The following is a 21,505-nucleotide window of genomic DNA, read 5'->3' as shown; positions in this document are numbered from 1 at the left end:
CGCGGGATCGGTATCGGCGGCGAATCGGCCGTCCCGCCGGGTCAGTCCTGCGTGGGGTCGCCCTCGGTCGGCTGCGGCATGACCACGGGCACGCCCTCGCCGTCGACCTCGGTGCGGTCGCCGGACCACAGCGTGTGGAACGAGCCCTCGCGGTCGACGCGCAGGTAGGTGTGGGCGCCGAAGAAATCGCGCTGGCCCTGCACGAGGGCGGCCGGCAGGCGGTCGGCCCGCAGGCCGTCGTAGTACGCCAGGGCCGAGGAGAACACCGGCACCGGCACGCCCGCAGCGACGGCGGTGCCCACGACGCGGCGCCAGGCCGGCAGGGCCTCGGCGATCGCCTGGGCGAACTCGGGGGCGAAGAGCAGGTTGAGCGGCTGGCCGGGGGCGCGGGTGCCCGGCGCCGGGTGGCGGGAGGTGTCGCGGCCGCCGAAGGCCTGCATGATCACGTCGAGCAGGTCGGCACGGATGATGCAGCCGTCCCGCCACAGCGAGGCGATGGTGCCCAGGTCCAGCGACCAGCCGTACTCCTCGGCCGCGGCGGCGAGCATGTCCATGCCCTGCGCGTAGGCCACGAGCTTGGAGGCGAACAGCGCCTGGCGCACGTCCTCCACGAACGTGTCGGTGTCCTGCGGGGCGCGCTGCGCCTCCTCGTCGACGCCGGCCGCGAGGGTCTCACGGGCGACCTCGCGCACCGCGCGCTGAGAGGACAGCGAGCGGGCGAAGACGGACTCGGCGATCGCGGCCACCGGGGAGCCGACGTCGAGACCCGAGATCGCGGTCCAGCGGCCGGTGCCCTTCTGCCCGGCCTCGTCCACGATCACGTCCACGAGCGGGCGGCCCGTGGCCGCGTCCACCTGGGCGAGCACCTCGGCCGTGATCTCGATGAGGTAGGAGGCCAGGTCGGTCTGGTTCCACGCCGTGAACACCTCGGCCTGCTCGGCGGGCTCGAGGCCGCCCACGCGACGCAGCAGGTCGTAGGCCTCGCCGATGACCTGCATGTCCGCGTACTCGATGCCGTTGTGGACCATCTTCACGTAGTGGCCGGCGCCGTCCGTGCCGACCCAGGCGCAGCACGGCTCCCCCTCGAACTGCGCGGAGATCTTCTCGAGCATCGGGCCGAGGGCCTCGTAGGACTTCTCCGGACCGCCGGGCATGATCGCCGGACCGTGCAGGGCACCCTCCTCGCCGCCGGAGACGCCGACGCCCACGAAGTGCAGGCCCTTCTCGGCGAGGGCCGCCTCGCGGCGGCGGGTGTCCTCGTAGTGGGAGTTGCCGGCGTCGATGACGATGTCGCCCTCCTCCAGCAGGGGGACGAGCTGGTCGATGACGGCGTCCACGGGGGCGCCCGCCTTGACCATGATGAGCACCCGGCGCGGCACGGCGAGGGACTGCACGAGCTCGGCGAGCGTCTCCGTCGCCACGAACGCGCCCTCGTCGCCGTGCTCGGCCACGAGCTGGTCCGTGCGGGCCCGGCTGCGGTTGTGCAGGGCCACCGTGTAGCCGTGGCGGGCGAAGTTGCGCGCGAGGTTCGCGCCCATCACCGCCAGGCCCGTGACGCCGATGTCGGCGGCGCCGACGGGGACGGTGGTGGTCTGCTCGGTCATCGCGGGGGCCTCCTGTGGCTCGGACGGTGGGACGGGCCGTGCCGGACACGGACCCGCCCCCAGCCTACGTCGACCGCGGTCAGTCCCCCACGGCGTCGCGGCCGCGGCGCACGATCAGCGGGTCCGGGGTGCCGACGACCTCGTGGTCCTTGCCCTCGTACTCGAACTGGGACAGGAAGTAGCGCATCGCGTTGAGGCGGGCCCGCTTCTTGTCGTTGGAGCGGATGGAGATCCACGGGGCGTGGTCCGTGTCCGTGTGGAGGAACATGGCCTCCTTGGCCTCCGTGTAGGCCTCCCAGCGGTCCAGGGACTCGAGGTCCATGGGCGAGAGCTTCCACTGGCGGACCGGGTCGATCTGGCGGATCGCGAAGCGCGTGCGCTGCTCGGTCTGCGTGACGGAGAACCAGAACTTGGTGAGGTGGATGCCGTCGTCCACGAGCATCTTCTCGAACAGCGGTACCTGGTTCATGAAGCGGCGGTACTGCTCGTCCGTGGCGAAGCCCATCACGCGCTCGACGCCGGCGCGGTTGTACCACGAGCGGTCGAACAGCACGATCTCGCCCGCCGTGGGGAAGTGCTGGATGTAGCGCTGGAAGTACCACTGGCCGAGCTCGCGGTCCGAGGGCTTGTTGAGGGCCACGACGCGGGCGGTGCGGGGGTTCAGGTGCTCGGTGAAGCGCTTGATGGTGCCGCCCTTGCCGGCGGCGTCGCGGCCCTCGAAGACGATGATGTGGCGCTGGCCGGTGTCCTCGCCCCAGTACTGCAGCTTGAGCAGTTCGATCTGCAGGCGGTACTTCTCCAGCTCGTACTCCTCGCGCGTCATGCGCGTCTCGTACGGGTAGTCCTCCTTCCACGTCTCCACGGCACGGCCCTGCGGATCGATCAGGTCGGGATCGTTGGTGTGACCGTCCGAGACGGTGTAGCCGCCGTCGCGCAGCTTGTCGATGAACTCGCGCAGGTTCTCGCGGGGGGCGTCGGGCTGCAGCAGCTCCATGGACCGTCTCCTTCACTGGGTGCGTCACCGTGCCCGCCCGTCCCCTCCTCGGTACGACGGAGGCGGGCCGCGGCCTGTGCTCTTCCCACCATTATGGGCGGGCGGCGGACGAGGAAGCCGGGCCCGGCAGCGCAGCCGGGTGAACAGCAGGTGAACCCTGGGAGGCGAACGCTCGCGGCCCCGGGCCGGCGAGGGCCGGCCGACTCAGCCGCGCGGGCCGACACCCAGGAGCTCGTCGATCGCCGCGGCGGCGGCACGCGCCGCGTCGACGTCGGCGAACTGGGCGACGGCGTCGTCGTACCGGCGGTGCCCGGGAAGCTTGAGGCCGACGGATGCGCCGTCCGTGGCCGGGAGGATCCAGATCCGGCCGCGTGGCTCGACGTCGCGCTGCTCGGCCACGTCGGTCTCCTCGAACTCGCGGTCGTAGCCGGCCCACTCGATACCGGGCCTCGGGGTGTCGGCACCGTCGAGGACGTCACGGCCGCCCATGCGCAGACAGGTGACGGACTGCAGGAGCGCGTCCAGGGTGCGGGCGGCGGCCTTGCCGGCCAGCTCGTCCTGGAAGAGGGCGAGGATGGACCATTGCCCGTCCTGGAGGAAGAGCATGGTCTGCTGCGCCTCGCCCCCGGTGATGACGGCGAGGTGACGGGCGGCGCCGTCGGGACGTGCGGGCAGCTTCCAGAAGCCGAGGGGGGTCGCGGACATGCGCTCCACCCTAGTGCGCCCCGGACGCCGACGACGCGCCGCCGCCCGGCCCCTGCCCCGCATCCCGGGTTGAGTTGTCGCGGGTGCGCGGGCCCGTCACCCGCGACAACTCAACCCGGGATGCGGGAGGGTGGGCCGATGGGCCTGCTCCGCGACCTCCTCACCCGCCGCTCCGCCCGCGACCGCCCGTCCGACCCGACGGCGACGCTCGGCCGACACCTCGACCACGCCGCGGCGATCGTGGCCGCCGCACGCCGAGCGGACGTTCCCCTCGCGGTGGCGGCGGCCCTGGCCGAGCTCGAGTCCGGTGGCCGGAACGTCTTCGGCCACGACGCCGGCGGTGTGCACAGCGCCCCGCGCGGGACGGACATCCCCGTGACCCGGGAGCGCTACGAGGAGCTCGTGGCCCGGGTGGCGCAGGGTGAGAAGTCCAACGGCGTGGGGCCCGCGCAGATCACGTGGCCGCCGTACTTCGCGCAGGCGGCGGAGCGCGGCCTCCGCCTGTGGGAGCTGGAGGACAACCTGGTCTTCGGATTGGAGGTCCTGCGCGGGCACCTGGGCGGCGACCTCTCCGCGGAGGGGATCGCCCGGGCGGGGACGCTCTACAACGCCGGGACGCTGGCCGACGGGGTCACCGCCTACGGCCGGCGCCTCGCCGCGGCGACCCGCGCGTGGGCCGAACGCCTGGGCGAACCCGCCCCGCCGCCGGTCAGGCCAGGTTGACCAACAGCACGTACGCCAGCGTGCCGGCCGCGATCGAGACCAGGGTCCGCCGCCCGGCCAGCAGATGCACGACGACGGTCACCGCCGCCGCGATCAGCGCGTGGGCCACCCGCGTCCCGTCCACGGGCTCTCCGGGGGCCAACGCCGCGGCGTCGAGCAGCATCACCAGGGCCAGGATGGTCAGCACGCCAGCGGGCATCCACACCGCCAGCCGCGCCGCGAGCACGGATTCCCGCAGCGGCTGCTGCAGGGCGAACGGCACCGCGCGCAGGCAGAAGGTCACGAGGCCCGCGACGACGGCCACGGCCACCAGGTACGCGGCGCCGGTCATCGGGGGTCCTCCTCGGCGTCTGGCGCGGCATCCGTGACGGCCCGCTCCCCCGCCACGGCGACGACGGGCACCGGTCCGGTGACGGGCATGGGCTCGGGCAGCGGCAGGGCGGTTCCGCGCGCGGCGAGCACGTGGAACGCGATCAGCACCGCGGCGTAGAGGGCGAAGGCGACGACGAGCACCTGTGCCGGTGCCACCAGCAGGGCCACCCCGACGGCGACCGCGGCCGCCAGCACGAGGGGCAGCTGGGCGCGTGTGCGGGCGGCGTCCATGGCGAGCACGATGAAGAGGGCGACCAGCGCGAACTCCAGGCCCTCCACCGGCCCGGGCAGCAGCCAGGCCACGGCCACCCCGGCGAGGCCCCCGAGCACCCAGTACGCCTGCAGCGCGACCTGCATCGCCACCAGTCGGGGGCCGGTCCAGCCGCGGGGCTGGGCCGCGGCGATGGCGTAGGCCTCGTCGATCAGGGCACCCATCGAATAGATCCGCGCGAGGCGCCCCCGGACCACGCGCAGCGGGAAGCTGAACGCATAGAACACGTGGCGGAAGTTCACCAGGAACACCGTCACGGCGATCGTGAGCAGCGGCGTGCCCGCCACCACCAGCGAGACGAGCAGCAGCTCGACGGACCCGGCGAACACGACCACGGAGAACAGGGGTGCGACCCACGCGGGCAGCCCGGCCTGGACCACGAGCATCCCGAAGGCCATCCCCAGCGGGAACAGGCCGAGGCCGGCGCCCAGCGTCACGGCGACGCCGGAGCGCACCTCGGCCCACCGCGAGGGCGGAACGGGGACGCGCGAGGACTCTGGCGAGGAGCTCATGATGGTGAGCATGGTCTCACACGCGCTCGGCGGGCCGGCGACATGACAGGTCAGGGCGTCACGCCATGTCATGGCCCCACGATCGGTGCACCCGGAGGGACTCGAACCCCCGACCCTCTCGGTGTAAACGAGATGCTCTGACCAACTGAGCTACAGGTGCCGGTGTCCGTCCAGGCTACCGGTGAGCGAGCAGGTCGCGCGTCGCCGCCTCGTGCTCGCCCCGGGCGCGTGCCCGACCCGGGGCGGCGACCACGCGTGCGGCCTCGACCCCGTCCGCGTCGAGCAGCACGGAGACGCGGCGGGGCCGCCCGGTCTCCGCATCGAAGACGTCGAGGGCACGGCAGGCCGCGCCGTGGGGCCAGAAATCGGAGAGCAGGGTGAGCGGCTCCGGCAGTGCCAGCTCCTCGCGGACGCGGCGCAGCACGGGGGCGGCGTCACACGCGACCACGCGGACAGCCACCTCGTCGACCGCCACGTCCTCGGCGAGCGCCCCAATCCAGCCGAGCTCGTCCGTGCACACCGGCGTGAACGCCCCGGGCAGGAAGACGAGCCACGTGCCCCGCGGCGCGGCGGCGTCCTCGGGCCCGCGCGTCGGCGGCCACGGCCACCTCTGGCCGTGGTCGTCACGCAGCGCGGGGACGACGTCGGCGCCCCGCGTCCCGCCGGACGGGGGCTCAGCCACCGCGCTTCTGGACGAGTTTCTGAGCGGCCCAGTCCTCGGAGGCGCCGGCCCCGGTGGTGGCGTGCAGGCCCGCGGTGGAGGCGGCCTCGGCGACGTCCGCCGGGCTGACATGGCCGGCGCGACCCTTGCGGGGGGTCATGATCCAGACGGGGCCGGCATCGAGGGAGCGCTGGGCGTCCACGAGGGCGTCCGCGAGATCGGTGACGTCGCCGTCGTCTGCGCGCCACCAGAAGAGGACCGCGTCCGCCGGCTCCTGGTCGTCCTCGGTCAGCAGCTCCTCGCCGAGCGCGTCCTCGAGCGCGTCGCGGAAGGTGAAGTCGACGTCGTCGTCGTACCCCCACTCCTGCACCAGGTCGCCCCTCGAGAGGGCGAGCTCCGCCAGCAGGGCGCTGTCCGTCGAGGTCGGCGTCGACCCAGCCTGCATAGTGTCCGGTCCTCCTTGATGGTGGCGGGCACTGCGGCCCGCGCCGTCGAGCGGGTGATGATGACCACCATACGCCGTGGACGCCGCCGTTCCGGGGCCTCCGGCCGGGCGGACGCGGCGGCTGCGGTCTACTCTGGGGAGGAACAGACGCACTCTCCGGGCGACGCGCCCGGCTCGGCGTCGCGGGCCCGGACCGGATCGTCTGCCCGCAGCCCACCGCGGAGCACCCCTCCGCACGAGAACCAGGAGGCACCGTGAGCGCAGCCGAAGAGAGCTCGCAGATCCGCAGCGGTCTGACCGACCAGCTCCCGGACAAGGATCCGCAGGAGACGTCGGAGTGGATCGAGTCCCTCGACGGACTCATCGAGGAGCGCGGCACGGAGCGGGCGCAGTACATCATGCGCTCCCTCATGCAGCGCGCGAGCGCCCAGTCCGTCGCCCTGCCCTACGTGACCACCACGGACTACGTGAACACGATCCCGGCGGACCAGGAGCCGGAGTACCCGGGCGACGAGGAGCTCGAGCGCCGCTACCGAAACTACCTGCGCTGGAACGCCATGGCCCTCGTGCAGCGCGCCCAGCGCGACGCCGTCGGCGTCGGCGGCCACATCTCCTCCTACGCGGGCCAGGCGACCCTCTACGAGGTGGGCCTGAACCACTTCTTCCGCGGCCAGGACCACCCGGGCGGCGGCGACCACATCTTCTTCCAGGGCCACTCCTCGCCGGGCAACTACGCCCGCGCGTTCCTCGAGGGCCGCCTGACCGAGCAGGACCTCGACGGCTTCCGCCAGGAGAAGTCCCGCCAGGGCCACGCCCTGCCCTCCTACCCGCACCCGCGGATGATGCCGCACTTCTGGCAGTACCCCACCGTGTCCATGGGCCTGGGGCCGATGAACGCCATCTTCCAGGCGCAGACCAACCGGTACCTGCACAACAACGGCATCAAGGACACCTCCGACCAGCACGTGTGGGCCTTCCTCGGCGACGGCGAGATGGACGAGCCCGAGTCGCGCGGCCAGCTGCACATCGCGGCCAACGACAAGCTCGACAACCTCACCTTCGTCATCAACTGCAACCTGCAGCGTCTCGACGGGCCGGTGCGCGGCAACGGCAAGATCGTCCAGGAGCTGGAGTCCTACTTCCGGGGCGCCGGCTGGAACGTCATCAAGGTCCTGTGGGGCCGCGAGTGGGATCCGCTGCTCGAGGTCGACGACGAGGGCGAGCTCGTGCGCATCATGAACGAGACGCTCGACGGCGACTACCAGACCTACAAGGCCGAGTCCGGCGGCTTCGTGCGCGACCACTTCTTCGGCCGGTCCTCCGTCACCAAGGAGATGGTGGCGGACATGACCGACGACGAGATCTGGGGCCTCAAGCGCGGCGGCCACGACTACAAGAAGGTCTACGCCGCCTACAAGGCCGCCATGGAGCACAAGGGCCAGCCCACCGTGATCCTGGCCCACACCATCAAGGGCTACGGCCTGGGCAAGTCCTTCGAAGGCCGCAACGCCACCCACCAGATGAAGAAGCTGACGGTGGACGACCTCAAGGTGTTCCGGGACCGCCACCGCATCCCGATCTCGGACGAGCAGATCGAGAAGGACCCGTACAACATCCCGTACTACCACCCGGGTGCCGACGCGCCGGAGATCACGTACATGATGGAGCGGCGCAAGGAGCTGGGCGGCTTCGTGCCGGAGCGGCGCAGCGACTACCACGCGATCCCGCTGCCCCCGGAGTCCGCGTACAAGCAGGCCCGCAAGGGATCGGGCAAGCAGCAGGCCGCCACGACCATGGCGTTCGTGCGCCTGCTCAAGGACCTGATGCGGGACAAGAACATGGGACCGCGCTTCGTGCCGATCATCCCGGACGAGGCCCGCACCTTCGGCATGGACTCGTTCTTCCCGACCGCGAAGATCTACAACCCCAAGGGCCAGAACTACCTGTCCGTGGACCGGGACCTGTTCCTGTCCTACAAGGAGTCCCCGCAGGGGAAGATCTACCACGTCGGCATCAACGAGGACGGCGCCACCGCGGCGTTCAACGCGATCGGCACGGCGTACTCCACGCACGGCGAGCCGATGATCCCGGTCTACATCTTCTACTCGATGTTCGGCTTCCAGCGGACCGCGGACAACATCTGGGCCGCAGGCGACCAGCTCGCGCGCGGCTTCATGATCGGTGCCACCGCCGGGCGCACCACCCTCGCCGGCGAGGGCACCCAGCACATGGACGGTCACTCCCCCGTCCTGGCGTCCACGAATCCGGCCGTGAAGCACTACGACCCGGCGTACTCGTACGAGATCGCCCACATCGTGCGCCAGGGCCTGGAGGACATGTACGGCGACCACGACCGCGGGGACGACGTCCGCAACGTCATCTACTACCTCACGGTGTACAACGAGCCGATCACCCACATCGAGGAGCCCGAGGGCCTCGACGTGGAGGGCCTGCTCAAGGGCATCTACCGCCTCTCCGAGGGCCAGGGCGACGGCCCGAAGGTCCAGCTCCTGGGCTCCGGCGTCTCCGTGCCGTGGGCGCTCGACGCCCAGCGGATCCTCTCCGAGGAGTGGGGCGTGAACGCCTCCGTGTGGTCGGTGACCTCCTACAACGAGCTGTACCGCGACGCCGTCGCGGCGGAGAAGGACGCCCTGAAGGACCCGTCCGCCACCCCGCGCGTGCCCTACGTGACGCAGGCGCTGCAGGGGGCCGAGGGCCCGATCGTGGCCACCTCGGACTACTCCACCTCGTGGACGAACCAGATCCGCCCGTTCGTGCCGAACCGCTTCTCGGCGCTCGGCGCCGACGAGTTCGGCTTCGCGGACACCCGCGCCGCCGCCCGTCGGTACTTCCTCATCGACACCCACTCGATGGTGGTCCGCGCGCTGCAGCTCCTCGAGGAGGAGGGCGAGGTCGAGCGGGGCACGGCCGCGAAGGCGCACGAGAAGTACCGCCTGGACGACGTCAACGCCGGCACCACCGGCAGCGCGGGCGGCGACGCCTGACCCGTACGCCGTCGGGAGGCTGACGCCCTCCCGTCCCGACGCCGGCCGCCCACCTCCGCCATGGAGGCGGGCGGCCGGCGTCGTCGCTGTAGGAACCCCACAACACGCGCCTAGGATGAAGCGCATGCCCGAGCCCCGCCCCGCCGCCCCTCGCCCCGTGAGCACCGACGGGCTGGCCCGCCTCAGGAGCCACCTGGGGGCCCTGAACACGGCGGTGCTGCAGCGGTTGGACGCCACCCTGCCGTGGTACCGCCGACTCACCCCGGACGAGCGCAGCGCCCTCGGGCTCGTGGCCCAGCGCGCCCTGCAGGGCTTCCTCTCGTGGTTCGAGCGGCCCACCTCCACAGGCCACGTCCTGCAGGACGTCTTCGGGCCCGCGCCCACCGATCTCACCCGGGCGATCTCGCTGCAGCGAGCCCTCCAGCTCATCCGGACGATGGTGGACGTCGTCGAGACGCGGGTGCCGGAGCTGCTGGCCGAGCGCGACCAGGCGCCCGTCCGGGAGCACATCCTCCACTACTCGCGCGAGGTCGCGTTCGCACTCGCAGACGTCTACGCCCGGGCCGCGGAGATGCGCGGTGCGATGGACTCGCGGCTCGAGTCGGTCCTGCTGGACGCGGTGCTGCGCGGGCAGGACCCGGACGAGATCCGGCATCGGGCCACGGCGCTGGGCTGGCGTGGGGACCACGACGTGATGGTCATGGCCGGTCTCGCCCCGGGGCAGGACAAGCCCGCGTTCATCCCGGACCTGCGGCGGGCCGCGGCGAGGCTCGACTGTGACCTGCTCGTGGGCGTGCAGTCCGAACGGCTCGTCCTCGTGGTCGGCTCGGTGCGGGACGCGCGGGCGGTGGGCGAGGCGCTCGCGCCCTGGTTCGCGCCGGGACCGGTGATCGTGGGACCCGTCGTGGACTCGCTGGTCTCGGCGCACGTCTCGGCCCGGCACACCCTCGCCGGGCTCAGCGCGGCGGCCGCCCATCCCCGGGCGAGCCGGCCCACCCCGGCGGAGGACCTGCTGCCCGAGCGGGCGCTGCTGGGCGACCCCACGGCCCGGGAGGCCCTCGTGGACGGGGTGTTCACACCCCTGGCCGACGCCGGCACCTCCCTGCTGGAGACCGTGGACGCGTACGGTGCGCTGGGCCACTCGCTCGAGGGCACGGCCCGCGAGCTGTTCGTCCACGCGAACACCGTGCGGTACCGCCTCAAGCGGGTGGCCGAGGTGACCGGCTGGGACCCGCTGGTCCCCCGCGACGCATACGTCCTGCAGACCGCGATCACCCTGGGCCGGCTCGCGGGGGCGCGGCCGACGAACGGGGCCGGGTCGGACTGAGCCGGCGCGACACACACCCCCCACTTGTAGAAACCCTCCAAACCGACTCGCCGTGCTTCGTGGCGCGATCTGCCCGGGATGGCGGCCGATCCTGACACGATGGAGGAATGCTTGCCATCGTGTGCCCCGGACAGGGGTCCCAGACGCCCGGCTTCCTCGCCCCCTGGCTCGAGCTGGACGGGACCCGCGACCTGCTCGCATCCCTCTCCGATGCCGCGGGCGTGGACCTGATCCGCCACGGCACCGAGTCGGACGAGGAGACCATCAAGGACACCGCCGTCGCCCAGCCGCTGATCGTGGCGGCCGGCCTGGTGGCCGCCGCGGCCCTCGAGGCGGACGCCGCCGCACCGGAGTCGACCGTCGTGGCCGGCCACTCCGTGGGCGAGATCACCGCGGCCGCCGTCACCGGCGTGCTGTCCCCCGCCGAGGCCCTCTCCCTGGTGCGCGTGCGCGCCACCGGCATGGCCCGGGCCGCCGCGGCCACGCCCACGGGCATGGCCGCCGTCGTGGGCGGGGACCAGGACGAGGTCCTCGCGGCCATCGAGGCGGCGGGCCTGACGCCCGCCAATGTCAACGGCGCCGGCCAGATCGTCGCCGCCGGCACCGCGGAGGCCCTCGGCGCGCTCGCCGAGTCCGCCCCCGCCCGCGCCCGCGTGATCCCGCTCAAGGTGGCCGGTGCGTTCCACACGGAGCACATGCGCCCCGCCGTGGACGACCTCGCGGCCCACGTCGCGGGCCTCTCCCCCTCGGACCCGCGCCTGCCCCTGCTGTCCAACCGGGGCGGCGAGGCCGTCGAGTCCGGCACGGACGTGCTCGCCCGGATCGTGGACCAGGTCACCCGCCCGGTCCGCTGGGACCTGTGCATGGCGACCATGGCCGCGCGGCAGGTCACGGGGATCCTGGAGCTGCTGCCCGGTGGCACACTGACCGGACTGGCCAAGCGCGGCCTCAAGGGCACCGCGCAGCTCGCCGTGAAGACCCCCGAGGACCTGGACGCCGCGCGGGCGTTCCTGGCCGAGCACTCGGCCTGAACCCCGCGCACCGCCCGGCAGAGAGAGGCACCATGACCGTCACCCTGAAGCAGCACGAGCGCCCCGCGGCCAGCCGCATCGTGGCCGTGGGCGCCTACCGCCCGGCGAACCTGGTCCCGAACGAGGACCTCATCGGCCCCATCGACTCGTCGGACGAGTGGATCCGCCAGCGCACCGGCATCGTCACGCGCCAGCGCGCCACGGCGGAGGAGACCGTGCCCGTCATGGCCGTGGGCGCCGCCCGGGAGGCCCTCGAGCGGGCCGGCCTGCAGGGCTCGGACCTGGACGCCGTGATCGTCTCGACCGTCACCTTCCCGCACGCCACCCCCTCGGCCGCGGCCCTCGTGGCGCACGAGATCGGCGCCACCCCGGCGCCCGCCTACGACGTCTCCGCCGCGTGCGCCGGCTACTGCTACGGCGTGGCCCAGGCCGACGCCCTCGTGCGCTCCGGCACCGCGCGGCACGTGCTCGTGGTCGGCGTCGAGCGCCTCTCCGACGTCGTGGATCCCACGGACCGCTCCATCTCCTTCCTGCTGGGCGACGGCGCGGGCGCCGTGATCGTCTCGGCCTCGGACGAGCCGGGCATCTCCCCCTCGGTGTGGGGCTCGGACGGGGAGCGCTGGTCCACGATCTCCATGACGCACTCGCAGCTGGAGCTGCGCGATGCCGTGGAGCACGCCCGCACCACGGGCGACGCCTCGGCGATCACCGGCGCGGAGGGGATGCTCTGGCCGACGCTGCGCCAGGACGGGCCCTCCGTCTTCCGCTGGGCCGTGTGGTCGATGGCGAAGGTGGCCCGCGAGGCCCTCGACGCCGCGGGCGTGGAGCCCGAGGACCTCGCCGCGTTCATCCCGCACCAGGCCAACATGCGGATCATCGACGAGTTCGCCAAGCAGCTGAAGCTGCCGGAGTCCGTCGTCGTGGCCCGGGACATCGCGGACGCCGGCAACACGTCGGCCGCGTCCATCCCGCTGGCCATGCACCGGCTGCTGGAGGAGAACCCCGAGCTCTCCGGCGGCCTGGCCCTGCAGATCGGCTTCGGCGCCGGGCTGGTCTACGGCGCCCAGGTGGTCCGCCTCCCCTGAGGCGGCGCCGTCTGATTCACTGTCCACGTACACCCCACACCCCTACCGAAGGAGACGCCCCATGGCTTCCAAGGAAGAGATCCTCGCCGGCCTCGCCGAGATCGTGAACGAGGAGACCGGCCTCGACGCCGCCGAGGTGCAGCCGGAGAAGTCCTTCACGGACGATCTGGACATCGACTCGATCTCGATGATGACCATCGTGGTCAACGCCGAGGACAAGTTCGGCGTGAAGATCCCGGACGAGGAGGTCAAGAACCTCAAGACCGTCCAGGACGCCGTCGACTTCATCGACGGCGCCCAGGCCTGATCGGCCCGCGACGGCGGCGGGCCCGGCCCGTCCCGTCCCCTCGGTGAGCGCCGGGGGCGCGTGAGCGCCCCCGGCCCCCGACACCCCCGACTTCCGGCACCCCGGCGAGCGCCGCGCGTCGTGCCGACGACACCCCTCCGCCCGATCCCCACTCGAGACCCAGAGGCAGCAGACCCATGACCCGCACCGCAGTGATCACCGGCCTCGGCGCCACCACGCCCATCGGCGGCGACGTGCCCACCTTCTGGTCCCACGCCCTGCAGGGCGTCTCCGGTGCACGCACCATGGAGCACGACTGGGTGGAGAAGTACGAGCTGCCCGTCACCTTCGCGGCCGAGCTGGCCGTGCCCACCTCCGAGGTCCTCTCCAAGGTGGAGCAGAAGCGCCAGGACCCGGCCACCCAGATGGCGACCGTCGCCGCGCGCGAGGCCTGGAAGGACGCCGGCCTCGAGAGCGCGGAGGTCGACGGCGACCGGCTCGCCGTGGCCTTCGGCACCGGCATCGGCGGCGTGTGGACCCTCCTGGACGGCTGGGACACCCTGCGCGAGCGCGGCCCGCGCCGCGTGCTGCCCATGACCGTCCCGATGCTCATGCCCAACGGCGCCGCCGGCGCGCTCTCCCTCGAGTTCGGCGCCCGCGCCGGCGCCCGCACCGTGGTGTCCGCGTGCGCCGCCGGCACCGAGGCGCTCGAGACCGCGCTGCTGCTCATCCGCTCCGGCCAGGCCGACGTCGTGATCTGCGGCGCCGCCGAGGCCGCCGTGCACCCGCTGCCGATGGCCGCATTCGCCGCGATGCAGGCCCTGTCCAAGCGCAACGACGACCCGCAGGCCGCGTCCCGCCCCTACGACGTGGACCGCGACGGCTTCGTCCTCGGCGAGGGCGCCGGCGTCATGGTGATCGAGTCGGAGGAGCACGCGAAGGCCCGCGGCGCCCGCGTGTACGCCGAGCTGGCCGGCGCGGGCGTCAGCTCCGACTCCCACCACATCACCGCGCCCGAGCCCGAGGGCCTGGGCGCGACCCGTGCGATGCGCGCCGCCCTGAGGTCGGCCGACATCGCCCCCGAGGACGTGTGCCACGTGAACGCCCACGCGACCTCCACGCCCAAGGGCGACGCCCCGGAGTACCTGGCCATGCGGGCCGTGTTCGGCGACCACCTGGACCAGGTGCAGGTCTCGGCCACGAAGTCCCAGACCGGCCACCTGCTGGGCGCCTCGGGTGCGATCGAGTCGATCCTGTCCGTGCTCGCCGTCCACCACGGCCAGGCGCCCGTGACCATCAACCTGGACCACCAGGACCCGGAGATCCCGCTGAACGTGGTCACCGGCTCCCCCGCCCGCCTGCCCGAGGGGCCGCGGGTGGCCGTGAAGAACTCGTTCGGCTTCGGCGGCCACAACGCGGTGGCCGTGTTCCGCAGCGTCTGAGCCGGAGGACCGCCGGCCGGCCGGGGGCGAAGGCTCAGACGGCGCGGTGCAGCCAGCGCACGTTGGCGTGGGCGGCGGCCAGCCGGAACGGCTCGAGCTCATCGTCCCAGGCCTCGCCGAGCGCGAGGGAGAGTTCGTGCATCAGCACGCTGGGGTCGCCCGCACCGGCCTCATAGGCGTACCGGATGCGGTCCTCGGAGACCATGATGTTGCCGGAGACGTCCGTGGTGGCGTGGAAGATGCCGAGGTCCGGGGTGTGGGACCAGCGCGAGCCGTCGACCCCGGCGGACGGCTCCTCCGTGATCTCGAAGCGCAGGTGCGGCCAGCCACGCAGGGCGGAGGCCAGACGCGCACCGGTGCCGGCGGGCGCCGTCCAGCGCACCTCGGCGCGGTGCTGGCCGGGCGCGACCGGCTGACCCTCCCACTCCACCGAGGTCGCGGGGCCGAGCACGGAGCTCAGCGCCCACTCCACGTGGGGGCAGAGGGCGGTGGGGGCGGAGAGGATGTGGACCACGCCGCGGGTATGGGTGCTGGTCATGGATGCCTCCGAGGGTGCGATGCGGTGCGTCTTCCCCTACGACCACGTCGCGGCTCCGGTGGATCCTGGGGCCATTGTGCACCAGGGATGCTGGGCCGGCAACGGGGCGGTGTGCCGCCGCGCGTGTCGCGGCGGCACCGTGGAGGGATCGGGGGCGCTGCGGGGCGGCGTCAGGCGCGCGGGTGGGCCTGCCGGTAGCCCTCGCGGAGGCGGTCGATGGAGACGTGCGTGTAGACCTGTGTGGTGCGCAGGGATGCGTGGCCCAGCAGCTCCTGCACGCTGCGCAGGTCGGCGCCGCCGTCGAGGAGGTGGGTCGCGGCCGTGTGGCGGAGTGCGTGCGGCCCGCGGGCCGCGGTGTCCCCCAGGCCCTCGAGCGCCCGGTCGACGACGGTGCGCGCCTGGCGCACCCCCAGCCGGCCACCGCGCGCGCCGAGGAAGAGGGCGGGGCCGGAGTCCGGCCGGGCCAGGCGGGGGCGACCGAGCCGCTGCCACACCTGGAGGGCGCGGCCCGCGGGTGCGCCGTAGGGGACGGTGCGCTGCCGGTCGCCCTTGCCGGTCAGTCGGACGACGCCGCGGCCGGCCTCGAGGTCATCCACGTCCAGGGCGGAGAGTTCGGCCACACGGGCGCCGGTGGCGTAGAGCAGCTCGAGCAGGGCGGCGTCCCGCAGGGCCAGGGCGTGGGCGGCGGGATCGTCACCCGCCGCGGCGGCGTCCACACGCTCCTGGGCGGCCGCGAGGAGCCGCCTCGCCTGCTGCTCCTGGAGCACGTGGGGCAGCGTCCCCTCGGGTCGGGGCGAGCGCAGCCGCAGGGCGGGGTCGTCCGCGCGCATGCCCTCCCGGCGCAGCCAGGCCGTGAAGGTGCGGACGGCGGCCACCCGGCGGGCCAGGGTCGCGCGGGCGAGGCCGGCCCCGCTCATGGCCGCCAGCCAGCCGCGCAGGTCCTCGATGTCCAGCTCGGCCAGGACGTCCGGTGCGCTGCGCGTGCGGCGGGCGGGGGCGTCGTCGTCCAGGGCGGGCGTCCCCGAGGTGCCGGCTGTGCCGGCGACGTGGTCGATGAGGGCGCGCAGATCGGCGAGGTACGCGCGCGCGGTCTGGGGACTGCGGTTCCGCTCGTGACGCAGGTGCTCCTCGAACGCCTCGAGCCAGGCCGTGTCCCGGGGTGAGGGGGCGCGGGGGGCCGGGGCGGGACGGGCGGAGGACGACGGGGCCATCCCCCCACTCTGCCATCCGCGCCCACGGACATCGCGGCGCGCGGTCCGAGAGCACGGGGCCGGAGGTCATCCCCGCCGCCACCGGTCCTCGACCCGTTCGGCCAGGCCCGCCCGCTGCAGCCGGGACAGGCAGGCCAGGACGGTGGGCAGCGCGAGCCCGGCGCTGACGGTGATCCGGTCGACGGGCACTGCCTGGCGCAGGGGCAGCGCCTCGTGGACGAGGGCCTCCTCCATCGTGAGCCCGTCCGTGGGCCGCACGGCGGACTCGGGAGCCTCCCGGGCGGAGGTCCTCCCGCCCGTGCCGCCGCTCCGGGCGGGCCCCTGACCGAGCAGCGCGAGGGCCTCCTGCTCGGTGGTCACGAGACGGGCGGGGCTCTCCTGCAGCAGACGGTGGCAGCCGGCCGAGCTGGGCGAGGTCACGGGGCCGGGGACCACGCCCACCTCGCGGCCGAGGCCGAACGCGTGGCCCGCCGTGTTCTGCGCTCCCGAACGCCAGCGCGCCTCGACCACCAGCACGGCCCCCGCGAGCGCGGCGATGACCCGGTTGCGCTGCAGGAACCGGTAGCGCGTGGGGCTCGCACCGGGCGGCATCTCGGACACGAGCAGCCCGGCGGCCATCACCGCGCGGAGCAGGTCCTCGTGGCCGGCCGGGTAGAACCGGTCGAGGCCGCCGGCCAGCACCGCCACCGTGGGCGGGACGCCGCCACGATCCGCCGCGTCTTCCGGTGCGGCGGGCGCCTGCAGAGCGGCCCGGTGGGCGGCGCCGTCGATGCCGTAGGCGCCACCGGAGATCACGCACGCGCCCTGCTGGACGGCGTGGGCGGCACAGCGGGCCGTCACGGTCCGCCCGTACGCGGTCGCCTCCCGGCTGCCGACGACGGCGAGCGTCCGGCCCGCGGGAGGCAGCGTTCCGGCGCCGCGGAACCACAGACCCAGGGGTGCCTCCTCGCCCAGGTCCGCCAGGGCGGCGGGCCAGGCGTCGTCCTCGGGGATCAGCAGGCCTCCCCCGAGCCGGTGCAGAGTCACGAGGTCGCGCTCCGGCTCCAGCCGGGCGGCCCGGGGCGCCCAGCGGGCCAACCCCGCGGCCCAGCGCCGGGGCAGCGTGTCGGGCGTGCCGGCGAGATCGGCGAGCAGATCGCGTTCGGCGGGCTGGATCGTCTCCCGGCCCGTGAGCAGGGCGAGCGCCCGCTCCGGCCCCAGCGCCGTGACGGTCTGCACCGCGAGCGCGTCCCCGGGCTCGACCAGCCGGGTCAGGGCGGCGCGGGCGAGCCGGGCGGCGTCCGGCCGGCGCGGCCCGGCGACGGGGACGTGGTCTGCCGCCGGGGTGACGTGGGTGGTCATGCGTCCTCCTCGTTCTGGTGGCGCAGCGTGAGTGCCACGTCGGTGTCCTCGGGTGCGGGCCGTTCGGCGCCACGCAGGTCTGCCAGGGTCCAGGCGAGGCGCAGGACGCGGGCGTGGCCGCGCGCGCTCAGCAGGCCCTGGTCGACGGCGTCGTCCGCGGGCCGGCGGGCCGCCCGGGGCACGGCGTACGGGCCGTGCCGCAGCACCCCGGCGGGGACGTGCGCGTTGCGGCGCAGCCCGGACGGGACGAGCCCGCGCTCGGCGGCGGCGGCCCAGCGCCGGGCCTGGCGGTCGGCGGCCGCGGCGACCCGGGCGGCCACCTGCGACGTGGTCTCGGAGGCGGGCGCCCCCGTGAGCTGCCGCGCTTCGACGGGCCGCACGGTGACCTGCAGGTCGACGCGGTCCAGCAGCGGCCCGGAGAGCCGCTGGGCGTAGCGGCGGCGTTCGGGCACGCTGCACCGGCACTCGACGCCCGTGCCGCCGCCCTTGCCGCACGGGCAGGGGTTGGCGGCCAGCACGAGCTGGAACCGGGCCGGGTAGACGACGGCGCCGAGGGCCCGGTGCAGCAGCACCTCCCCGGACTCGAGGGGCTGGCGCAGCGCCTCGAGGGTGCGTCGTTCGAACTCGGGGGCCTCGTCCAGGAACAGCACGCCGCCGTGGGCGAGGGAGGCCGCTCCCGGCCGGGCGAGGCCGCTGCCGCCGCCCACGAGGGCCGAGCGGGACGCCGAGTGGTGGGGCGCCTCGAACGGCGGGGTCCTGTCGATGTCGCCGTCGAACCCCTCGGACGTCCCGCCCCTGCGCCGGACATGCGCGTCGCCGCCGCGGAGGGAGCGCAGGGCGGCGCACTCGAGCGCGGTGCGCCGGTCCAGGGGCGGCAGGATTCCGGGCAGGCGCTCGGCGAGCATGGTCTTGCCCGCCCCCGGGGCGCCCATGAGCAGCAGGTGGTGGGCGCCGGCGGCGGCGACCTCGAGCGCGAACCGGGCCTCGGCCTGCCCGGCGACCTCGGCGAGGTCGGGCACCGCACGGGCCGGCTCCGGTTCCGGGGCTGTCACCTGCCGTCGGGCCGGGCGGCGGGGCACCTCTCCGTCCGGTTCCCCGCCGAAGGCGCGGATGACGTCGTGCAGATGGGCGAAGCCGCGGACCTCGGCGCCGGGGACCAGTCGGGCCTCGGCCTCCGCATCCTCGGCGACGACCACCTCGGAGCACCCCGCGTCGACGGCGGCCATCACCATGGCCACGGTCTCCGGCGAGCGGTGCAGGGCGCCGTCGAGGCCGAGCTCGGCCAGGAACACGGGCCCCTCGACGTTCCGCACCCGCCCGTCCGCGGCGTAGGCCGCCAGGACGATCGCCAGGGCGTTAGTGCAACAAAGACGCCCAAACGTAAGAATGCCCCGGCGGTGCTGGAACACCCCGGGGCATGGCCACCACGAACTAGGACGTGATGACGTGAACCACCCTACCCGTACCCTCCCCGGCATCCTCCAGCCCGTCGCCCGCGCCGCCACATCGGTGGCGCTCACGGTGGCGGGCTTCTTCATGCTCTCTTGGCCGTCGATCTTCACGGGGGCGATGTGAGCATGGGCGGCTACCACCACGACAAGGCGGCCCGACTGCTCGCCCAGGTCGGCGCGCACCCTGACGCGGACCCGGCCCCGCTGGCCCAGGCTGCACGGGACGCACACGGCGACATGCGCGCCGGGGTGATGGTCGGCCCTGACGGGACGATCCACGCGCACACGATCCGCGACGCACGCGGCACGCACCGGGTCCACGAGACGGGCGCGGAGTGGGCGGCGGACCTGTGGGCCGCTCGCCAGCGCCGCAGGATCGGCCCCACCGTCCACGTGCCCCTCTGGCGGGTGTTCTCCGGCCCCGCGTGACCTAGTGGCCCCTTCTTCACGAGGGGCCGCGTCCTGCGCGCCTGGCGCGTTCCAGGTGGGCGGCACGAGGTCACAGCGTGAGCCTCCAGCGTCTACAGCCCTCTGCGCTGCCAATCATGAGGGCGCGGTGACACCCCTCCCGAATCGTCCGAACCGCCGGGCGAGGGAACGCCAGTCGACGGCGCATCCCAGGGCCATAGCAACAGACGCCCCGAAACACGGGGGGTCTAGTTGCCGTGGGCGAATGTCGCAGAGCTGGGGCGGAGGGCGGCGGGTCGACTGGAGTGAGGGACCGGAAGACCTGGGCCCGTAGGGCTCCGCTAGCCCCGTAGGGGCCTGGCAACCACCTATCTAGTCCAGCCCTCGCAGTAGAACACCACCTGTACCCCGGAAACACGAAACGGCCCCGGCCCCGGCCCTCCCATCGCAGGAGAGCCGGAGCCGTTTATGTCCACGCGACGGCTACGGGAGTCAGCTGCTAGGACGCGGCGTCAGTCCATCCGCCCCTTCTGCAAGCGGCCATCACGTATGGCACGCTTAGCTGGTGAACGACCCGTTGAAGCTGTATGAGGTTTTTGTTCTCGGGGTGCCCCTGCTACTAGGGGCCGGGGAGATTGTTGGACGTCGTGGCAGCTTGGAGCTTGAAACTCGGATCCTTGTGCATGGATTTACCCTTTATCGCTTAGCTTTGCTCGTTGCCACCACGATGGGATTCATATTCTCGTTCTACGCCCTCGCCTTCGGCCCGACCGAGAAATTACCGGCCTTTATTTTCGCATGTAGCTGCGTCATTGTCGGTCACTTCGTGATCCAGATAGCCCTTGCCATCCCGTACGCAAAATTGGCGCGCCCTAAAAAGAGACACGGCGCAGCCTACGCAGCTAATGAGAGTGATAATTCCGCAGGTTAGAGCAAACAAATTATCATTCATAATTCAGATTCTCCCGTCAATAGGATGATTTTCAGCCCCCGTCCGCCGGCTCGGGCCACGTTCACTTCTTCCCGTCCGATCCGATGATGTGGTCGGACTTCGAGAGGCTGAACGGCGTCGCGCCTTCTGGTCCAGTGACCTGCTGGACGGTGCCGCGGGCATCGGTGAAGGTGCGGGATGCAACGGGGTTTGGCGAGGTGACAACCCGCCTCACAACGTCACCTCGCCCGTAGGTGATCACCTCCACCGCGTGCATGACGGACCGTCCACACTCCGGGCAGTGGGTCTGCTTCCTCGTCTACGTGTTCGTCACGACCGCCGACTAGCGCGTGGCGGCGGCGGGTCCGCTAGCCTCGGGCCATGACCACCTCCAGCTCGCGCCGTGAGATGCAAGCCGTCTCCACAGGCTTTGCGCTCGGCCTCTTCCGTTGCGGACACGTCGGAATCCCTAGCCGCAACCGCACGGATATCCAATCGGCGTTCCGCCTCGCGTGGAAGCATTGGGACCGACGAGACGCGTTCCCTAGCGTGGTGCGTCTCGTGAATATGGGTGTTTTTGGCTTGGACCAGATCAGGGCGTCAACGGCGCGCGCCGGATTCAATGATGACCTGTACTGGGAAGGCACGTGGCCTCCGGCCATTGTGTGGGTGGATGACGAATGGACGCCGGGCGATGGACGGCTTCCCGATGCGGTGGCCGAAGCCCTCCCGGGGGCCGTCTCGCAGGACGCCTGGGCGGAACTAGCGGCGGCATTTCTCGAATACTTAGGAGTCAGCGGGCCGAATCAGTAGGACGGGGCGCGCCCCACGCGGGTTGCCTGCGCTAGGTTGTCCTCAGCGCCGCCCGCCGCATCCCCCCTCCGCTGGCCCGGCGGCGCGAGGTGCCCCCGGTCGATCCCGTTTCAAGGCCGGGGGCACCGTCACGCCTAGGAAACGCCACCACGGTCTGGGCCGGTCTCCAGACGCCGCCTGAGGCACGTCTCGCACCACGCGCCGTCAGGCTGCGCTAGGTCGTCCCCAGCGCCGCTCCCACCTCGGGGTCATGCATCCACGCGGTAAACGCGGCCCGGTCCCACTCCCGCCTGAACGTCACCCCGTCCACGCGCAGCCGGTACGGGACACCGCCCGCGCTCCAGACGCG

At 73.1% G+C, this 21,505-nt stretch carries 22 protein-coding genes and 1 tRNA gene; 11 read left to right on the top strand and 12 right to left on the bottom strand.

Annotated features, from left to right (window positions below; translation table 11 throughout):
* Positions 1 to 41: 41 nt before the first annotated feature.
* The 3 genes from gndA to AC3RKA_RS04560 form a co-directional block, all read right to left on the bottom strand.
* On the bottom strand, positions 42 to 1,604 hold the full coding sequence (gene gndA, locus AC3RKA_RS04570; protein ID WP_002856844.1) for an NADP-dependent phosphogluconate dehydrogenase: 1,563 nt from the start codon (positions 1,602 to 1,604) through the stop codon (positions 42 to 44).
* Between the two features lie 79 nt (positions 1,605 to 1,683).
* Positions 1,684 to 2,598: a polyphosphate kinase 2 gene (ppk2, locus tag AC3RKA_RS04565; RefSeq protein WP_002856845.1), complete on the bottom strand. Its 915-nt coding sequence runs from the start codon at positions 2,596 to 2,598 to the stop codon at positions 1,684 to 1,686.
* 204 nt (positions 2,599 to 2,802) lie between these two features.
* Positions 2,803 to 3,303: a hypothetical protein gene (locus AC3RKA_RS04560; protein ID WP_002856848.1), complete on the bottom strand. Its 501-nt coding sequence runs from the start codon at positions 3,301 to 3,303 to the stop codon at positions 2,803 to 2,805.
* 138 nt (positions 3,304 to 3,441) lie between these two features.
* On the opposite strand from AC3RKA_RS04560, the gene AC3RKA_RS04555 reads away from it, so the two are divergent.
* Positions 3,442 to 4,026: a hypothetical protein gene (locus AC3RKA_RS04555; RefSeq protein WP_036334037.1), complete on the top strand. Its 585-nt coding sequence runs from the start codon at positions 3,442 to 3,444 to the stop codon at positions 4,024 to 4,026.
* Here AC3RKA_RS04555 and AC3RKA_RS04550 read toward each other — a convergent pair.
* From AC3RKA_RS04550 to AC3RKA_RS04530, 5 genes are all read right to left on the bottom strand, one after another.
* Positions 4,013 to 4,357 carry an AzlD domain-containing protein gene (locus tag AC3RKA_RS04550; protein ID WP_489727567.1) on the bottom strand — a complete coding sequence of 115 codons (345 nt, stop codon included), beginning with the start codon at positions 4,355 to 4,357 and terminating at the stop codon, positions 4,013 to 4,015. The two genes, AC3RKA_RS04555 and AC3RKA_RS04550, sit on opposite strands and share 14 nt — an antisense overlap.
* The gene (locus AC3RKA_RS04545; RefSeq protein ID WP_232502359.1) at positions 4,354 to 5,181 is read right to left on the bottom strand and encodes an AzlC family ABC transporter permease; all 828 of its coding nucleotides are present in this window, start codon (positions 5,179 to 5,181) and stop codon (positions 4,354 to 4,356) included. Before AC3RKA_RS04545 ends, AC3RKA_RS04550 begins: the two co-directional genes overlap by 4 nt.
* 86 nt (positions 5,182 to 5,267) lie before the next feature.
* Positions 5,268 to 5,341 (bottom strand) — tRNA-Val (locus AC3RKA_RS04540).
* A 15-nt stretch (positions 5,342 to 5,356) separates the two neighbouring features.
* Entirely contained in the window at positions 5,357 to 5,863 is a 507-nt protein-coding gene (locus tag AC3RKA_RS04535) for a redoxin domain-containing protein (protein ID WP_002853630.1), read from the bottom strand.
* Positions 5,856 to 6,287 carry a DUF3052 domain-containing protein gene (locus tag AC3RKA_RS04530; RefSeq protein ID WP_002853631.1) on the bottom strand — a complete coding sequence of 144 codons (432 nt, stop codon included), beginning with the start codon at positions 6,285 to 6,287 and terminating at the stop codon, positions 5,856 to 5,858. Before AC3RKA_RS04530 ends, AC3RKA_RS04535 begins: the two co-directional genes overlap by 8 nt.
* A 254-nt stretch (positions 6,288 to 6,541) precedes the next feature.
* On the opposite strand from AC3RKA_RS04530, the gene aceE reads away from it, so the two are divergent.
* From aceE to fabF, 6 genes are all read left to right on the top strand, one after another.
* Positions 6,542 to 9,292, top strand: a complete 2,751-nt coding sequence (gene aceE, locus AC3RKA_RS04525) for a pyruvate dehydrogenase (acetyl-transferring), homodimeric type (protein ID WP_489727566.1) — start codon at positions 6,542 to 6,544, stop codon at positions 9,290 to 9,292.
* Positions 9,293 to 9,416: 124 nt separating this feature from the next.
* Complete coding sequence (locus AC3RKA_RS04520) at positions 9,417 to 10,619, top strand: PucR family transcriptional regulator (protein WP_145031810.1); 1,203 nt, start codon at positions 9,417 to 9,419, stop codon at positions 10,617 to 10,619.
* A 107-nt stretch (positions 10,620 to 10,726) separates the two neighbouring features.
* Positions 10,727 to 11,650: an ACP S-malonyltransferase gene (locus AC3RKA_RS04515; protein ID WP_489727565.1), complete on the top strand. Its 924-nt coding sequence runs from the start codon at positions 10,727 to 10,729 to the stop codon at positions 11,648 to 11,650.
* Positions 11,651 to 11,682: 32 nt separating this feature from the next.
* Positions 11,683 to 12,735, top strand: a complete 1,053-nt coding sequence (locus AC3RKA_RS04510; RefSeq protein ID WP_070709699.1) for a beta-ketoacyl-ACP synthase III — start codon at positions 11,683 to 11,685, stop codon at positions 12,733 to 12,735.
* 61 nt (positions 12,736 to 12,796) lie between these two features.
* Positions 12,797 to 13,042, top strand: coding sequence for an acyl carrier protein (locus AC3RKA_RS04505; protein ID WP_002858017.1), 246 nt, complete (start codon positions 12,797 to 12,799; stop codon positions 13,040 to 13,042).
* A gap of 176 nt (positions 13,043 to 13,218) precedes the next feature.
* Entirely contained in the window at positions 13,219 to 14,463 is a 1,245-nt protein-coding gene (gene fabF / locus AC3RKA_RS04500; protein ID WP_489727564.1) for a beta-ketoacyl-ACP synthase II, read from the top strand.
* Between the two features lie 34 nt (positions 14,464 to 14,497).
* Here fabF and AC3RKA_RS04495 read toward each other — a convergent pair whose 3' ends face one another.
* From AC3RKA_RS04495 to AC3RKA_RS04480, 4 genes are all read right to left on the bottom strand, one after another.
* Positions 14,498 to 15,001 carry a DUF3145 domain-containing protein gene (locus AC3RKA_RS04495; RefSeq protein WP_489727563.1) on the bottom strand — a complete coding sequence of 168 codons (504 nt, stop codon included), beginning with the start codon at positions 14,999 to 15,001 and terminating at the stop codon, positions 14,498 to 14,500.
* 170 nt (positions 15,002 to 15,171) lie between these two features.
* Positions 15,172 to 16,212, bottom strand: a complete 1,041-nt coding sequence (locus AC3RKA_RS04490; protein ID WP_489727562.1) for a tyrosine recombinase XerC — start codon at positions 16,210 to 16,212, stop codon at positions 15,172 to 15,174.
* A gap of 66 nt (positions 16,213 to 16,278) precedes the next feature.
* On the bottom strand, positions 16,279 to 17,553 hold the full coding sequence (locus tag AC3RKA_RS04485; protein ID WP_431794176.1) for a DNA-processing protein DprA: 1,275 nt from the start codon (positions 17,551 to 17,553) through the stop codon (positions 16,279 to 16,281).
* Positions 17,550 to 18,962: a YifB family Mg chelatase-like AAA ATPase gene (locus AC3RKA_RS04480; protein WP_489727561.1), complete on the bottom strand. Its 1,413-nt coding sequence runs from the start codon at positions 18,960 to 18,962 to the stop codon at positions 17,550 to 17,552. Before AC3RKA_RS04480 ends, AC3RKA_RS04485 begins: the two co-directional genes overlap by 4 nt.
* 37 nt (positions 18,963 to 18,999) lie before the next feature.
* Here AC3RKA_RS04480 and AC3RKA_RS04475 point away from each other — a divergent pair, with 37 nt between their 5' ends.
* The 4 genes from AC3RKA_RS04475 (at position 19,000) to AC3RKA_RS04460 (ending at position 21,156) form a co-directional block, all read left to right on the top strand.
* Positions 19,000 to 19,128, top strand: coding sequence for a hypothetical protein (locus AC3RKA_RS04475; protein WP_489727560.1), 129 nt, complete (start codon positions 19,000 to 19,002; stop codon positions 19,126 to 19,128).
* A gap of 2 nt (positions 19,129 to 19,130) precedes the next feature.
* Positions 19,131 to 19,433 (top strand): hypothetical protein, encoded by a 303-nt coding sequence (locus tag AC3RKA_RS04470; RefSeq protein WP_129867240.1) that lies wholly within the window; start codon positions 19,131 to 19,133, stop codon positions 19,431 to 19,433.
* Positions 19,434 to 19,977: 544 nt separating this feature from the next.
* A complete protein-coding gene (locus AC3RKA_RS04465) occupies positions 19,978 to 20,343 on the top strand; it encodes a hypothetical protein (protein ID WP_489727559.1) in 366 nt (121 codons plus the stop codon).
* 381 nt (positions 20,344 to 20,724) lie between these two features.
* Positions 20,725 to 21,156 carry a hypothetical protein gene (locus AC3RKA_RS04460; protein WP_489727558.1) on the top strand — a complete coding sequence of 144 codons (432 nt, stop codon included), beginning with the start codon at positions 20,725 to 20,727 and terminating at the stop codon, positions 21,154 to 21,156.
* Positions 21,157 to 21,505: the final 349 nt, after the last annotated feature.

It is taken from the genome of Micrococcus sp. iso_229 (assembly GCF_058072725.1).
Note: the sequence above shows the minus strand (reverse complement) of the source record. Positions and strands in the feature narration are given on the sequence as shown.

Coding starts and splice junctions, on each gene's coding strand:
- gndA (WP_002856844.1), bottom strand. CDS start 1,604: ATGACCGAGCAGACCACCACCGTCCCCGTCGGCGCCGCCGACATCGGC.
- ppk2 (WP_002856845.1), bottom strand. CDS start 2,598: ATGGAGCTGCTGCAGCCCGACGCCCCCCGCGAGAACCTGCGCGAGTTC.
- AC3RKA_RS04560 (WP_002856848.1), bottom strand. CDS start 3,303: ATGTCCGCGACCCCCCTCGGCTTCTGGAAGCTGCCCGCACGTCCCGAC.
- AC3RKA_RS04555 (WP_036334037.1), top strand. CDS start 3,442: ATGGGCCTGCTCCGCGACCTCCTCACCCGCCGCTCCGCCCGCGACCGC.
- AC3RKA_RS04550 (WP_489727567.1), bottom strand. CDS start 4,357: ATGACCGGCGCCGCGTACCTGGTGGCCGTGGCCGTCGTCGCGGGCCTC.
- AC3RKA_RS04545 (WP_232502359.1), bottom strand. CDS start 5,181: ATGAGCTCCTCGCCAGAGTCCTCGCGCGTCCCCGTTCCGCCCTCGCGG.
- AC3RKA_RS04530 (WP_002853631.1), bottom strand. CDS start 6,287: ATGCAGGCTGGGTCGACGCCGACCTCGACGGACAGCGCCCTGCTGGCG.
- AC3RKA_RS04520 (WP_145031810.1), top strand. CDS start 9,417: ATGCCCGAGCCCCGCCCCGCCGCCCCTCGCCCCGTGAGCACCGACGGG.
- AC3RKA_RS04515 (WP_489727565.1), top strand. CDS start 10,727: ATGCTTGCCATCGTGTGCCCCGGACAGGGGTCCCAGACGCCCGGCTTC.
- AC3RKA_RS04510 (WP_070709699.1), top strand. CDS start 11,683: ATGACCGTCACCCTGAAGCAGCACGAGCGCCCCGCGGCCAGCCGCATC.
- AC3RKA_RS04505 (WP_002858017.1), top strand. CDS start 12,797: ATGGCTTCCAAGGAAGAGATCCTCGCCGGCCTCGCCGAGATCGTGAAC.
- fabF (WP_489727564.1), top strand. CDS start 13,219: ATGACCCGCACCGCAGTGATCACCGGCCTCGGCGCCACCACGCCCATC.
- AC3RKA_RS04495 (WP_489727563.1), bottom strand. CDS start 15,001: ATGACCAGCACCCATACCCGCGGCGTGGTCCACATCCTCTCCGCCCCC.
- AC3RKA_RS04490 (WP_489727562.1), bottom strand. CDS start 16,212: ATGGCCCCGTCGTCCTCCGCCCGTCCCGCCCCGGCCCCCCGCGCCCCC.
- AC3RKA_RS04485 (WP_431794176.1), bottom strand. CDS start 17,553: ATGACCACCCACGTCACCCCGGCGGCAGACCACGTCCCCGTCGCCGGG.
- AC3RKA_RS04470 (WP_129867240.1), top strand. CDS start 19,131: ATGGGCGGCTACCACCACGACAAGGCGGCCCGACTGCTCGCCCAGGTC.
- AC3RKA_RS04460 (WP_489727558.1), top strand. CDS start 20,725: ATGACCACCTCCAGCTCGCGCCGTGAGATGCAAGCCGTCTCCACAGGC.